The organism is Virgibacillus siamensis (assembly GCF_900162695.1).
In the GTDB taxonomy this organism is placed as follows: Bacteria; Bacillota; Bacilli; order Bacillales; family Amphibacillaceae; genus Lentibacillus; species Lentibacillus siamensis_A.
The window spans coordinates 1,450,458-1,465,224 of sequence record NZ_FUIH01000007.1; the positions used below are offsets into that span (position 1 = coordinate 1,450,458).

Consider the following 14,767-nt stretch of genomic DNA (forward strand, 5'->3'; position numbering starts at 1 on the left):
ATTATGTGAAAATATGTTAAACTATAAAAAAAGTGAAAATGGAGAGATTTGAATGAAAGTAACCAAATTTGGGGGAAGCTCCGTAGCAAATGCGGAACAGATCAGGAAAGTCGGATCCATCATAAAAGATGATCCGGAACGAAAAATCATTGTCGTATCAGCACCGGGCAAGCGGGACAAGGATGATGTCAAAGTAACGGATCTACTGATTCAATTGGCGGAAAGTGTCCTTAATAAGGAAGATTATACGGCAAACCTGCAGGCAGTACTTATTCGTTTTTCTGAAATCACAGAGGAACTTGAAATTTCGTCATCCTTTTTAAGTGATTTGGAACAGACTATTCAGCGAATTATTACGGATGACATTTCTGACAGGAGTAAAATGGACACACTGAAATCAATAGGTGAAGACAGCAGTGCAAAAATTATTAGTATGCATCTGAAGAAGCTGGGACTGGATGCTACATATCTGAATCCAAAAGATGCCGGTATTATTGTCAGCAATGAACCGGGACAAGCTCAAATCTTAGATGAAAGCTATTCGGAATTGTACAAACTGCGGGAAAAAGAAGACGTAATGGTTATCCCCGGTTTTTTCGGCTATACAAAAGATGGGGATCTGATGACTTTCCCACGCGGCGGATCTGATATTACCGGATCAATAGTGGCAGCGGGTGTAAAAGCTGATCTTTATGAAAATTTCACTGATGTTGATTCGGTTTATTCCGTAAATCCTACAATCGTGAAAAATCCAAAGGAAATCACGACGCTGACATACAAGGAAATGCGTGAATTATCCTATGCAGGATTTTCCGTTTTTCATGATGAAGCTTTAATTCCCGCTTTTCAGCATCAGATACCTGTGAGTATCAAAAACACAAACAACCCATATGCACCTGGCACATTAATTGTTGCGGAGAAAAGACATCATGAAAAATGTGTTATTGGAATTGCCGGTGATACCGGATTTTCCAGTCTTTTTGTCAGTAAATATTTAATGAACAGAGAAATTGGCTTTGGACGTAAATTGTTGCAGATTTTGGAGGACGAATCCATTTCATTCGAACACGCTCCATCAGGAATTGACGATATGTCTGTTATTATCCGGGACTTTAACTTTTCTTATGAAAAAGAAAAAGTTGTGCTGAAACGTGTCCAGGAAGAACTGAAACCGGACAATATTAAAATGCACCGCAATTTGGCGATGGTGATGATTGTCGGAGAAGGATTAATGAGTACAGTAGGAATTGCCAAAAAAGCTGCCACTGCACTAACGACAGCGAATGTAAATATAGAAATGATCAACCAAGGATCATCTGATGTTTCCATGATGTTCGGTATACAATCCGATGATCTGGAAAAGGCAATTCAGTCATTATATGAAGTCTTCTTCAATGAAGAATAAAGAATAAGGAGGCCGGGACATATCAAAAAATGTGATTCATAAGACGAACAATCTGGAGCGGTTTTACGCTCCATTTTCTAATTAGTTGTTCGGCTTTACACTATTGTCCCAGCCTCTTCATTTTTTTATAATTAGTATTCACATAACCCGTACCCTTGCTTTACATTTACCTTCAGCTTGCTTTGTGTTCCAGGCGGAGACGGTCAGCTACCATTGCAATAAACTCAGAATTTGTAGGCTTTGCTTTGGAAATGCTCACGGTGTACCCGAATAATGCAGAAATGGAGTCCATATTACCGCGACTCCAGGCAACTTCAATCGCATGTCGTATGGCGCGTTCAACCCTTGAAGCCGTCGTATTGAATTTTTTCGCAATATCAGGGTATAGTACTTTCGTAATTGAGCCCAAAAGTTCAATATCATTGTATACCATTGTAATTGCTTCCCTCAGGTACATGTATCCTTTTATGTGTGCAGGAACTCCAATCTCATGAATAATATTCGTAATACTTGCCTCAAGATCTTTCTTTTTCAGATCTTTGCTTCCGGATTTTTTGGTGCTTGATGGGATTAAAGTATTAGCACCTTGTACCTGGCGAATCTGGTCAGACAAATTATCCAAATCGAATGGTTTAAGAATAAAATAAGATGCCCCTAAATCAACAGCTTTTTTCATTACCTCTTCCTGACCGAACGCAGTAAGCATAATAACATTCGGATAACTGCTTCTTTCGGTTTCACGTAATTTATTTAATACAGCAAGACCATCAACATGCGGCATAATTATATCCAAAATAAGAACATCAGGTTCTTTTTCTTCCATCATTTGCAGGCACTCCCTGCCATTAAATGCCGTTCCGATTACTTCAATATCATCTGTCGAGTCAAAATACTCTTCCATTAACTGAATTAGCTCCCTGTTGTCATCAACTAAACATACTGTAATTTTATCCACTGAAACTTCCTCCTTTATGTAATTCGAGCTCTTCCACAGTACATATTCGACATAACAGTCAAATATCCTTCTTTTATTTAAAAAACTTTATATTTTTTTTATTTTTCTTTTGTTTTCATTATCTTAAACGCAATATCGATTACTTTCGATAAATAATGACATTTTTTGTCGAAAAATATTTTAACTAAAAAAGACTTGTCATAGGTAATTCCCATAACAAGCCTTTTTATCAGCCAGCCTTATCCTGAACTTCTCCTTCAATTACACCGGCCTCCTGAAGCATCCATTCAATATGAACGCCATATCCGGATGTTGGATCATTTACAAATACATGTGTCACAGCACCAATGATTTTTCCATCCTGAATAATGGGGCTTCCACTCATTCCTTGAACAATCCCACCGGTTTTTCGCAATAATTCAGGGTCGGTAATTTGAATAATCATTCCCTTTTTGGCGGGATGACTTTGTGGAACACTGCTTACAATTTCTACGTCAAACTCTTCCACTTTTTCCCCTTCAATGACCGTTAAAATTTTCGCTGGCCCCTCTTTAACTTCGTGTGACTGTGCGATTGGCATAGGCTTAGTATATTTGCCGTATTTCAGTGGTTTGTTTAACTCACCAAAAATTCCAAAAGGGCTGTTTTTAGTAATGGAACCAATTTTGTCATCCTTAACGGAAAAAGTTGCCTGCTTTTCACCTGGTTTACCATTATCTCCTTTTTGAATGGACGTTACTGTGGACCGGACAATGGTGCCATTGTAAATTTCAATTGGTTTCTGCGTGTCCATATCTGAAATAACGTGTCCCAACGCACCATATTTTTTAGTTTTTGGATCATAAAACGTCATAGTACCAATCCCGGCTGCTGAATCCCTGATGTAGAGGCCAATCAGGTATTCGTTATCTTTACTGCCTTTTACGGGATCAAGCTTGGTTTTTAATTTCTTTTCACCACGTTTAATAGTAACCTCAAGTGGCTCATCGCTTTTTCCGGCCTTCTCTACAATCGGTTTAACGTCTTCCATCTTTTTAATATCTTTGCCATTCATTTTTAAAATGACGTCTCCAACTCGTATATTCGCTTTTTCACCAGGTGATACCATACCATTCGTACTCTTCACTTGATGATGCCCGACAACCAAAACGCCCAATGTATGCAGCTGTACACCTATCGACTGACCACCGGGAACAATCCGGAGATCACTTAAATCGGACGCTTCAGCCGTATTGCCTGGTATTCCTGTCAACTTATTTAACAGCTTTAATGGTGCAGTATCGGTCGAAGCGTTACCGCCAGCAACAGGAATATCAATTGTGGATTGTTTTTGGGCTGGAAAATGATCAGGAATGGATATATGTTGCATGAAAGGTACTGCCAAAAGAGAAAGAAGGAGCAGTAAACCTATCCAAGTTGTTTTTTTCAAATCAATTCACTCTCCTCGTTCCCAACCCATACCTTTATTTTTTTCTGCATTTATAATTTGGCTTCACAGGCCATTTTTAAACTGGTGGATAATAAGAAAAGATGTGTAAGATTTCCTGTTTAAATTTTGGTTGTACTTGAATAAGACGGAAGCATGCAATCAAGTGTAATCTTTAAATTCACTAATCCCACCGGTACATGTCCATCCGCCATAGAAAAGGAGACGTTGTCTGCAGGAAAAAATTCATTTATCAGTCACTTTTGTGCTCTTATCAGTTACTTTGGGGCATTTATCAGCCACTTTCGGCTCTTTATCAGGCACTTTGATACTTTTATCAGGCACTTTCAGCTTTTTATCAGTATTTCACTATACAAAAAAAGCCAGTTTTTTTAGCATCTGGCTTTTCGTTAAATTTATCCGTTATTTTTCTTTATAATTGGATGCCAATTCCAGCAATTCTTTTGCATGGTCCTTGGCAGTATCAGTCAGTTTTGTTCCAGTAAGCATCCTGCTAAGTTCTTCAATTTTCTTCTTGTCCGGCAGCTCCTGGAGACTTGTGTATGTCCGATTACTTTTTTCCTGCTTTGTTATAAGAATATGTGTATCTGACATAGCTGCTACCTGTGGTAAATGTGTGATACATAAAACCTGCGATTGTTCGGAAATCTGATTAATCTTTTCGGCAATGCCTTGGGCCACTCTTCCGCTGACACCTGTATCCACTTCATCAAATATGACGCTCGTAATTCCCTGATGTTTTGTGAAAATTGTTTTCAATGCCAGCATTATCCGTGATAATTCACCACCCGATACGACCTTGTTCAATTCTTTAAGCGGTTCACCGGCGTTTGTTGAAATAAGAAAGTTCACATAATCAAACCCATTTTGGTGTAAATAAATATCTGTTGACTGCTGTTCGTTCTTGGTATCAAATGCAACGGAGAATGATGCATTTTCCAAATATAGTCCTTTTAATTCATCATGGATGTCTTTTGTCAGGGAAGCGGCTGCCCGTTTCCGCAAATCATGCAGTTGCTTTGCTTCAAGATAGGCATCCTTTTTTATTCCTTCAATATCCTCCTGCAATTTGTTCAAGTGGGAATCTTTGTTTGTGATTTGCTCAATTTCTTCTTCAATTTTGCCCATATATTCAAGCATTTCTTCTACGGTTGTTCCGTATTTTTTCTTTAACCGGTTAATTTCATTCAGGCGGGCTTCAATTTCATTTAAACGTTCCGGATCGTATTGCAATGTTTCGGTATAATTCCGGACATCGTACATAAGTTCTTCAATCATAAAATAATGATTGGACATTTCCTCAGCCTTTTCGGCAATAAAATGATCGTAATTCCGGTTTTCCTGAAGCGCTTGATTTGCAACGTTTAACCACTCCAAGCCTTTTTGCTCGCCATATAACGCATTGTAGGCATCTTGAAGGCTTTTGTAAATAAGTTCAAAATTAGCCAATTGCAATCGTTCTTCCTCAAGCACCGTATCTTCATCCGGGATTAGACCTGCCTGCTCAAGTTCATTAAATTGAAACTGCAGTAAATCCAGCCGTTGTGACATTTCTTGTTCATTTTCACTTAATTCCCTATATCTTTTTCGAAGTGCGGAAAGCTTACGAAAGAGCTGTAGGTAGTCTTCCTTTGCCTTGGAAATTTTTTGGTCATCATACATATCCAGCAAACTGATATGATTTTCCGCATTCATCAATGATTGTGTCTCATGTTGACTGTGAATATCAATAAGAAGGCTTCCGAATTCCCTTAAGATTGCCAATGTGACCAATTTGCCATTAACCCTGCAAATGCTTTTCCCGCCTGCTGTTATAACACGTTGCAACACAACCATACCATCCTGAATATCGATTCCGTAATATGAGCCTGTTTGATAAATTGGATGATTAACCGATTCAAGTGTGAATAACCCTTGTATTTCTGCTTTCTTTGTATCATATCTTACATATTCAACTGATCCTCGGCCACCTGCAAGCAATTTTATTGCATCTATAATGATGGACTTTCCTGCACCTGTCTCACCGGTCAGCACAGTTAAGCCTTCATTCAATGTAAATGATATTTCATCGATTATCGCAAAATTCCTGATGGATAACTCTGTTAACACGATTCATCACTCCCAACGTTACAACATACCTAAAAATCGGTTTTTCGTCAGGACCGAATCTTCCTCTGTTCTGCATATAATCAGACACGTATCATCCCCGCAAATTGTACCCATTATTTCATCCCAGCCAAGATTATCAATCAGAACACCAATGGCGTGTGCATTACCAGGTAACGTTTTTAGTACAATGAAATGATTTGCATGCTCAATTTTTACGAATGCATCCATAATTAAGCGCTTTAATTTGTCCAATGGGTTAAAACGCTGATCAGCCGGCAAACTATACTTGTATTTCCCGCTTGTCGAAGGAACTTTTACGAGGTGAAGTTCTTTAATATCCCGGGAAACAGTTGCCTGGGTTACGTTATAGTTTAGCGACTTTAAAAAGTCCACAAGCTCATCCTGCGTCTCAATTTCGTTTTCAGTTATCAGTTCGCGTATTTTAATATGTCGTTGTATTTTACTCATGGAATGCCCTCCATATAGGTTTAATCAGCTTTTAATTTTGAATGTGCTTCTTCGACTGCAGCACTGAGATTTATTTGTTTGTCAAAACTGCGGGCAGTTTGCATTTTCCATCCGAGATGTGCCAGAAATTCAATGTTGCCATCGCCGCCGGTAATTGGCGAATAGGTCACATCGAGTAACTCAAATCCGATTTGCTCTGCAAAAGAAGTCACCTCCTGCAAAACCTCCAGGTGAACCTTTTTATCACGCACAATTCCTTTTTTACCAACTTTTTCCCGTCCGGCTTCAAACTGTGGTTTTATTAATGCAACAACTTCACTGTTATCCTGAAGTATTTCCTTCAGAACCGGTAAAATAAGCTTCAAGGAAATAAAAGATACATCAATACTCGCGAAATCAGGCAGGCCGAATTGGAGCATACTACGTGTCACATACCGAAAATTTGTACGTTCCATAACAATTACCCTGTTATCGTTTCGCAATTTCCAATCCAGCTGGTTATAGCCGACATCAATCGCATAACAATACCGAACACCGTTTTGAAGTGCGCAATCGGTAAATCCTCCAGTGGATGAACCGATATCGACCATTACGCTGTCCTGTACAGATATAGAGAAGTGTTCCAATGCGCGCTCAAGCTTTAATCCCCCGCGTCCAACATATGGTATTAATTTTTGTTTGATTGTTATGGGGATATCTTCGTCAACCTTTACGCCAGGTTTGTCAAGCCGGTTTTGATTACTCAGCACAAGGCCTGCCATGATTAATCGTTTCGCTTTTTCTCTCGTTTCAACTAAGTTACGTTCTACTAACAGAACATCAAGTCGTTTTTTCGCCATAATACAATATCCTTTGCATCTCTCTGATTTACTATTATTTGCTCTTTGGCAGCAGCCGTATTTTTAAATTCTTTTCAATAAAATGTACAACCTTGCCGGTGAAAAAGATAACTTTCGTGGAGGAATTAATGGCAGCATATTTGCCTAATGCCTTTCCCCCAACGGTCAATGCTGCGATAACACTGGTAATGATTACAGACAAGGTAATTTGAAAAGATGAACCATCCGCATGTCCAAGCAAATTGGATACTTGGATGACAACCATTCCGGAGGCAGTACCACTGACGATTCCTGAAATGTCACCAATGACATCATTACAGAAGCTGGCAAATTTATCCGCATTCCGAATTATAATGACAGCTTCCTTGGCTCCTTGCACCTTTTCAGCGGCCATAGCGTGAAATGGCGCTTCTGCGGCGGCAGTTGAGGCAATTCCGAGCATATCAAACAGAACCCCAATTAACACTATAATCAATACTACAATGGAACCGATAATCCAAATCACGTCACTTAGAATAGAAGTGGAAACCACTGAAAAAATGGCCGCTAGCACAAACGTGATAACGGCAATGGATAAACTGAATTTAATCGATTTTTTAAATTGTGAATTCATTCTTAACCTCAATCTCGAAAATATGTATAAAGGAATGGTCATCTAAAAAGTAAAAACTGCGGCATAGGTCCAGTTGGTTTTCCCAGATGATTACCCTATGTTGCCATATGGGCGGTTCCCCTTTAAATCCATCTCGGCCTTGTTGCCAAAAGCCGGACTGGATTACCACTTAGTCCGCACTATAATCCCTTTTAGATGTCCAACGAACAGTCTAGGAGATTTCCTCAGCAGTCTTTAGCCGCTCCCTAGCCTCTTTTGCAGTGCTGATTTCATAGAGATACAAATATCAACCGGCGGCCTTCCGTATTGATATCAACAAAACTCTAATCCCCTCAGCACCACTCAAGGCAGGCTACGCTGTATACAAGGTGTCCCTTACCTCGTTGTACAGGTTCATACCCCATTCCATGGTAATCCCTAGGCTTAGTTATCACCACAGAGATGGGCCTCCGCGGTAATCGGGTCAACGCCCACATGCCTTTGTGGATCGCCCGAAAACCTTAACTCCCAGCACTGACCCAAGGCTGGGCGCCTCAAGCCAACACAAGGAACTTCATCGATGTGCCCTTTGGCGGATTTTTAGCCCCGCCTTGAGGAACGGAGGACTGACTAGAATACTGCACCATTCCTTTCTGGTACTATTATAACATATTTTAAGCCATGCATCTATAATATTAAAACTCCCGATTACTGAAATAATCTGTCAGAAGCGTTAAATAAGAGGTGTTTGCTCCAGCATTTTCCAAAGCGACTTTTGCCTTATTTACATAGTTTTGTTTCTTTTCGATTGCTCCATTTAATCCAAGTAATTTAGGATATGTGTTTTTGTCATTTTCGAGATCGCTTCCAACAGGTTTTCCAAGTTTCTCGGGATCGCCGGTAATATCCAAAATGTCATCCTGGACCTGAAATATTAAACCTAAATAATACGCGTAATTATCCAAATGTTTAAGCTGTTCTGAGGAGGCACCGCCTATATATGCTCCTGCTCTAATGGCAAATCGGAGCAGTTCGCCTGTCTTCAGTTTATGAATCGTTTCCAGTTCTTCAAGGGTTACTTTTTTTTGTTCGGCTTCCATATCCAGTATCTGCCCTGCAACCATACCCTTTGGACCACTTGCTTGGGCAAGCATTCCGGTCAGATAAACTTTTTGACGATCAGTAAACTGCGGATCATTTGCTATTAATTCAAAACTGTATGTTAACAGTGCATCTCCTGCCAAAATTGCCGTAGCTTCATCAAATGCTTTATGGTTGGTGGGTTGACCCCGTCTTAAATCATCGTCATCCATTGCTGGCAGATCATCATGAATTAAAGAATACGTATGAATCATTTCCAAGGCAATGGCTGCGGAAAGTACCTTGTTGATATCCCTATGGAATGCATCATAACTTGCCATCATCAGAATAGGTCTCAGGCGTTTGCCGCCTGCCTTAAGTGAATACAGCATGGATTGCTTCAATTGATCAGGAATTTCCAGATTGCGAAACTGATTTATCATTTCATCCTCAACAATAGCTTTCCCTTTTATAATAAAATCGTCTAAATCTGTTTGCACAATCATTCTTCCTCTCGTATTTCAAAAGTCTCAAGTTCACCTTGCTCATTCACGATTTGTGTCATTTTTCCCTGCACATTTTTCAATTTATCACTGCATATTTTAGAGAGCTTCATTCCCTCCTGGTAATAAGTGATTGCTTTTTCGAGCGGGACATCTCCCTCTTCAAGCTTCTCTACGATTTTTTCCAAGTCCTCCATTGCCTGTTCAAAAGATACATTATTTTCACTTTCCATAAATATCCTCCTTCACCCCAAGTACATGGCAATCAATTGTTCCGTCAGCCATTTTGAGTGCAATCCGATCATCTCTGTTAACATTTTCGGCTGATTTAATAATACTGCCGGTATCCGTATACGGGATTGCATATCCGCGTTTCATTGTTTCGAGTGGATTTAACAGTGTTAACTTTTCAATTGCACTGTTAAGTCTGGTCTTCTTCTGTTCCAACAATTGATGCATAGCCTGATTTGTCTGTTTAGCGAGCCGTTTCACTTCTTTATCGGAACGGTTATACGGTACAGACGGATGCTGGGTCTTGAGCCGCGCCTTCAGATTGATATATGCATCCTTTTTCTTCTCAAAGCTGCTCTTCAAAACTTTATCAAGCCGTTCGACATGCTTATCCAGTTCCTGTTCCTTCTGTGTTATTAACTGGTCTGGATACCTGAAAGCATACGATTGTTTCATTCTGTCCAAAGCCTGTTTCCCATTGGCCAAATGGTCTTGCATTATTCTGGTTAACGTACGCTCCATACTATTTATTTTTTCTAAAATTTCCAGCTGAGAAGGAACAGAAAGCTCGGCAGCACCTGTTGGAGTGGGTGCCCTCATGTCAGCCACATAATCACTGATAGTTATATCTGTTTCATGTCCAACCGCTGAAATGACCGGGATAACGGATCGAAAAATTGCGGCCGCCACAATTTCCTCGTTAAAACTCCACAACTCTTCAATCGATCCACCGCCACGTCCAATGATTAACAAATCATAATCACCATTTTTGTTGGCTGCATCAATTGCTTCCTGAATGGAACGTGGGGAAGCAGTTCCCTGCACAAGGACCGGGATAACAATTGTTGAAGCAATTGGATACCTTCTTCGCAAAGTCGTTATAATATCACGTACCGCTGCACCTGTCGGCGAAGTGATAATGCCAATTTTCTTCGGGTATCTTGGCAATGCTTTTTTATGTTCTTTATTAAAATAACCGAGCTTATTTAATTTTTCTTTTAATTGCTCAAAGGCGAGATAAAGGGAACCAATACCATCCGGCTCCATTTGCTGTATATATAATTGGTATTGGCCGTATGGCTCGAAAACACCAATTTCTCCCCTTATTAGCACATTCATACCGTTTTCCGGTGTAAATTTTAATCTGCGGTTATTCCCGGCAAACATAACTGCCTGTATTCGGCTGTAGTCATCTTTAATGGTCAAATACATATGACCCCTGCTGTGATGTTTAAAATTGGATACTTCACCTTTTAGCCAAATGGATTTCAGATGCGGATCCGTATCCATCTTTCGCTTAATATATTTAGTGAGAGCAGTAACCGTTAAATAATTATCTTTCACTGATGGATTCCCCGTGCAGCTTTAATTGTATTTTTTAAAAGCATGGTAATTGTCATAGGCCCAACACCCTGTGGCACCGGGGTAATATATGATGCTTTATCTTTTACAGAATCAAAGTCAACATCGCCTGTCAGGCTTCCGTCGTCCAGGCGGTTAATCCCGACGTCAATTACCGCTGCTCCATCTTTTACATATTTAGCATCAATCACATTCGGCTTGCCGACTGCAGCAATCAAGATATCAGCTGTAGTTGTATGTTCCATTAAATCCTTCGTTCTTGAGTGACAATATGTAACAGTTGCATTTTCATTCAGCAGCAATTGACCGACTGGTTTACCCACAATGTTGCTTCGTCCAATAATAACGGCATGTTTCCCTTCCAGCTGAATGTTCCGTGACTTAAGCATGGTAATAATTCCATTCGGGGTACATGGTAAGAATGTGTCTTTTCCAGTCATCATTCTGCCGATACTGATTGGATGAAAGCCGTCCACATCTTTTTCCGGACTTATTGCCTCAATCACATGCTGCTCCTGAATATGCGAAGGCAGCGGCAATTGTACCAGGATCCCGTCAACATTATCGTCATGATTTAAGTCATCAATGCGATTCAATAGTTCCTTTTCCGTTGTCGAACTTGGCAATTCTATCAACTCGGATGAAATACCAGTTTCATAGGACGCCTTTTCTTTGCCCCTGACATATGATTTGGACGCAGGATCGTCACCGATTAAAATTACCGTTAAATGTGGTGTAATCCCCTGTTCCTTTAATTGCAGCACTTCTTCTTTCATCTCTTTGCGAATTTCCTGTGCAAGTTCTTTTCCATTAATTACTTCTGCAGTCATTGTTCTCATCCCCTTTTTCAGGCTGTGATGTTAGATAATACACCATTAACAAATTTACCGGATTTCTCATCACCATATAAGTTAGCCAATTCAACTGCTTCATTGATGGATACTCCGGCTGGAATATCTTCTTCATGAAACATTTCGTATACTGCTATCCGAAGAATCGTTTTTTCTACGGATGCGATCCTTTCAAGTGTCCAATTTTCCAAATGCGCTTTAATTGTTTGATCGATTTTCTCTTTATTTTCCGCAACACCCTGTACAAGTGTCATCAAAAAATCATCAATTTCCAATGTATCCAAATGATTCTCGATTGCCTGCTTAGGTCCAATATCATTTGTATCCAATTGAAAAAGGATTTGAAATGCTTTTTCTCTTGCTGCATGACGTTTCATCATCAATTGCTCCTTTAAATGTCATATCTCTGTTCAAATAATAACATGAATATTTATGCAAAGCTACACGCTATTCACGATCTTTGTACATACGCTAAAAGGCATTGGAAAATAAATGAAATCAAGGCCAAAGGAATAAACCTCTGACCTTGAATCCATCATTCATTATCGGCTGAATCTTCATCCATCTGAATACCAACCACATGGATATTAATTTCGTTAATTTCCAGCGCTGTCATATTTTTCAATGTCTGTCTGATACTGTCCTGGACTTTTTGCGCAACCTGTGGAATGGATACACCGAAATTCAGAACAACAAACAAATCAATTAAAATTCCTTCATCTGTCAGTTCCACTTTGACACCTTTTCCGTGGGACTTTTTGCCAAAACGTTCGACGACACCGGTGGCGAAATTCCCCCGCATTGACGATAATCCTTCCACTTCAGAGGCGGCAATACCGGTTATTACTTCAATCACCTCAGGAGCAATTTCGACTTTGCCTAAACTTGTATCACCACTCACGTCCAATAAAGGCTGTTCGCTCATGCTCAAACTCCTCCTTTACTCATCCTGCTTTTCTTCAATCGGATTTTCCTCAAGGAACTTCGTATTGAAATCGCCATTTATAAATACATCATGCTCCATAATTTGACGGTGGAATGGAATGGTAGTCTTGACACCTTCGACAACGTATTCATCAAGTGATCGCCGCATTCGATTAATAGCTTCTTCACGGGTTGGGCCGTATGTTATTAATTTTGCCACCATGGAATCATAAAACGGCGGTATGCTGTATTCCTGATAAGCAGCAGAATCCACCCGTACTCCCAGTCCGCCGGGAGGAAGGTATGTCTCTATCTTACCTGGGGAAGGCATGAAGTTCTTATATGGGTTTTCTGCATTTATCCTGCACTCAATAGCCCATCCGTCAAACTCAATATCTTCCTGTTTGAAAGAAAGTTCTTCATTATTTGCGACATTAATTTGTTCTTTAATCAGGTCTACTCCTGTGACCATTTCAGTAACTGGATGTTCCACCTGAATACGTGTATTCATTTCCATAAAATAAAATTCATGTGTCTTACGGTCAAAAATGTACTCAATTGTGCCTGCACCTACATAGTCTACAGCCAATGCCGCCTTGACAGATGCCTCACCCATTTTCGCACGAATTTCCGGAGTTAATGCCGGTGAAGGCGACTCCTCAACCAATTTTTGCAGCCTGCGCTGTATCGAACAGTCTCGTTCACCGAGATGGATGGCATTTCCATGCTGATCAGCCAATATTTGAATTTCCACATGGCGAAAATCCTGAATGTATTTTTCAAGGTATACACCGGGGTTTCCAAATGCTGTTTCAGCCTCTTTCTGGGTTACACGAATTCCCTTCAACAGCTCTTCTTCCGATTCAGCAACGCGGATTCCTTTTCCTCCGCCACCTGCAGTAGCCTTAATAATAACCGGATAGCCTATTTTTTCGGCAATCTCGATTGCTTCACTTTCATTTTCAATAATACCTTCAGAACCTGGTACAACAGGTACATTTGCTTGTTTCATTGTTTCCCTGGCAACATCTTTTATACCCATTTTTTGGATTGCTTCGGCAGTCGGGCCAACAAATGTTATATTACATGCTTTGCAGATTTCCGCAAAATCAGCGTTTTCAGCCAAAAAGCCGTAACCCGGGTGAATGGCATCAACCTTTGTTGATGTTGCTACACTCATTATATTTGTAAAGTTAAGATAGCTGTCCTTACTGAGCGTTGGACCGATACAATATGCTTCATCTGCCAACTGGACATGCAAAGCATCTTTGTCCGCTTCAGAATAGACTGCAACGGTTTCTATGTTCATTTCTTTACAGGCCCGGATAATCCGAACCGCTATCTCACCTCTGTTAGCAATTAACAGTTTCTTTATCACGAGCTACATCCCCTTATTTCTTCTTAACTCTGAATAGTGGCTGGCCATATTCAACCAGTTCGCCATCTTCTACTAATATTTCCACAATTTCACCGGATACCTCGGCTTCAATTTCATTAAATAATTTCATTGCCTCTACAATACATACAACTGTGTCTTTTTCAACCTTAGACCCTTTGCTGACATACGCATCGCTTTCCGGGTTTGGCGATGAATACATCGTACCAACCATCGGAGAAACAATTTCATAATCGAAGTCAGCTGAAACTTCCTCTTTTGGAACAGTTTCAGTATGTACAGCCTCTTTCTTCTCCTCTGCCTGTACCTTGGGCTCTTGTACCACAGTTGGCTCTGCTTGGCGTTCAACTGGTTTTGGCTCCTGAACAACCGGTGCAGGCGCTGAATGACTGCCTGATTTTTTCATTGTAACTGTAGTTCCTTCTGACTCATAAGTGAATTCATCGATAGCGGATTGATCGACTAATTTTATTAATTCACGTATTTCCTGTACTTTTAACATGTTTGGCACTCCTTCATTTCATACAAATTAAAAAACTGATTCATAATTCCCATAATACATTTTACGACAAGCCCCATTGAAAGTTCAACCGCGTCTGTGACTT

General features: G+C 40.1%; 15 protein-coding genes. 1 reads left to right on the plus strand and 14 read right to left on the minus strand.

Annotated features, from left to right (window positions below; all coding sequences use genetic code 11):
• The first annotated feature begins 52 nt into the window (after positions 1–52).
• Positions 53–1,405: an aspartate kinase gene (locus B1K71_RS11050; RefSeq protein WP_077326873.1), complete on the plus strand. Its 1,353-nt coding sequence runs from the start codon at positions 53–55 to the stop codon at positions 1,403–1,405.
• 172 nt (positions 1,406–1,577) lie between these two features.
• On the opposite strand, the gene spo0A is transcribed toward B1K71_RS11050, so the two are convergent.
• The 14 genes from spo0A to accB all read right to left on the minus strand — a co-directional run bounded on the left by spo0A (position 1,578) and on the right by accB (position 14,664).
• Positions 1,578–2,378 carry a sporulation transcription factor Spo0A gene (spo0A, locus tag B1K71_RS11055; protein ID WP_281250370.1) on the minus strand — a complete coding sequence of 267 codons (801 nt, stop codon included), beginning with the start codon at positions 2,376–2,378 and terminating at the stop codon, positions 1,578–1,580.
• Positions 2,379–2,589: 211 nt separating this feature from the next.
• Complete coding sequence (gene spoIVB / locus B1K71_RS11060) at positions 2,590–3,789, minus strand: SpoIVB peptidase (RefSeq protein ID WP_245799245.1); 1,200 nt, start codon at positions 3,787–3,789, stop codon at positions 2,590–2,592.
• Between the two features lie 420 nt (positions 3,790–4,209).
• Positions 4,210–5,916, minus strand: coding sequence for a DNA repair protein RecN (gene recN / locus B1K71_RS11065; RefSeq protein WP_077326877.1), 1,707 nt, complete (start codon positions 5,914–5,916; stop codon positions 4,210–4,212).
• 18 nt (positions 5,917–5,934) lie between these two features.
• Entirely contained in the window at positions 5,935–6,384 is a 450-nt protein-coding gene (ahrC, locus tag B1K71_RS11070; RefSeq protein WP_077326879.1) for a transcriptional regulator AhrC/ArgR, read from the minus strand.
• Between the two features lie 20 nt (positions 6,385–6,404).
• A complete protein-coding gene (locus B1K71_RS11075) occupies positions 6,405–7,223 on the minus strand; it encodes a TlyA family RNA methyltransferase (RefSeq protein ID WP_077326881.1) in 819 nt (272 codons plus the stop codon).
• 34 nt (positions 7,224–7,257) lie between these two features.
• Positions 7,258–7,836 (minus strand): hypothetical protein, encoded by a 579-nt coding sequence (locus B1K71_RS11080; RefSeq protein ID WP_077326883.1) that lies wholly within the window; start codon positions 7,834–7,836, stop codon positions 7,258–7,260.
• 674 nt (positions 7,837–8,510) lie between these two features.
• Positions 8,511–9,395, minus strand: a complete 885-nt coding sequence (locus B1K71_RS11085) for a polyprenyl synthetase family protein (RefSeq protein WP_245799246.1) — start codon at positions 9,393–9,395, stop codon at positions 8,511–8,513.
• Positions 9,396–9,397: 2 nt separating this feature from the next.
• Positions 9,398–9,631 carry an exodeoxyribonuclease VII small subunit gene (locus tag B1K71_RS11090; RefSeq protein WP_077326887.1) on the minus strand — a complete coding sequence of 78 codons (234 nt, stop codon included), beginning with the start codon at positions 9,629–9,631 and terminating at the stop codon, positions 9,398–9,400.
• On the minus strand, positions 9,621–10,973 hold the full coding sequence (gene xseA / locus B1K71_RS11095; RefSeq protein WP_077326889.1) for an exodeoxyribonuclease VII large subunit: 1,353 nt from the start codon (positions 10,971–10,973) through the stop codon (positions 9,621–9,623). Before xseA ends, B1K71_RS11090 begins: the two co-directional genes overlap by 11 nt.
• Positions 10,970–11,821, minus strand: coding sequence for a bifunctional methylenetetrahydrofolate dehydrogenase/methenyltetrahydrofolate cyclohydrolase FolD (folD, locus tag B1K71_RS11100; protein ID WP_077326891.1), 852 nt, complete (start codon positions 11,819–11,821; stop codon positions 10,970–10,972). The genes xseA and folD overlap by 4 nt, the downstream gene beginning before the upstream one ends.
• Positions 11,822–11,838: 17 nt before the next feature.
• Complete coding sequence (gene nusB / locus B1K71_RS11105; protein ID WP_077326893.1) at positions 11,839–12,219, minus strand: transcription antitermination factor NusB; 381 nt, start codon at positions 12,217–12,219, stop codon at positions 11,839–11,841.
• Between the two features lie 158 nt (positions 12,220–12,377).
• Positions 12,378–12,767: an Asp23/Gls24 family envelope stress response protein gene (locus tag B1K71_RS11110; protein ID WP_077326895.1), complete on the minus strand. Its 390-nt coding sequence runs from the start codon at positions 12,765–12,767 to the stop codon at positions 12,378–12,380.
• Positions 12,768–12,782: 15 nt separating this feature from the next.
• The gene (accC, locus tag B1K71_RS11115; RefSeq protein ID WP_077326897.1) at positions 12,783–14,144 is read right to left on the minus strand and encodes an acetyl-CoA carboxylase biotin carboxylase subunit; all 1,362 of its coding nucleotides are present in this window, start codon (positions 14,142–14,144) and stop codon (positions 12,783–12,785) included.
• 13 nt (positions 14,145–14,157) lie between these two features.
• Complete coding sequence (gene accB / locus B1K71_RS11120; RefSeq protein ID WP_077326899.1) at positions 14,158–14,664, minus strand: acetyl-CoA carboxylase biotin carboxyl carrier protein; 507 nt, start codon at positions 14,662–14,664, stop codon at positions 14,158–14,160.
• Positions 14,665–14,767 lie beyond the last annotated feature (103 nt).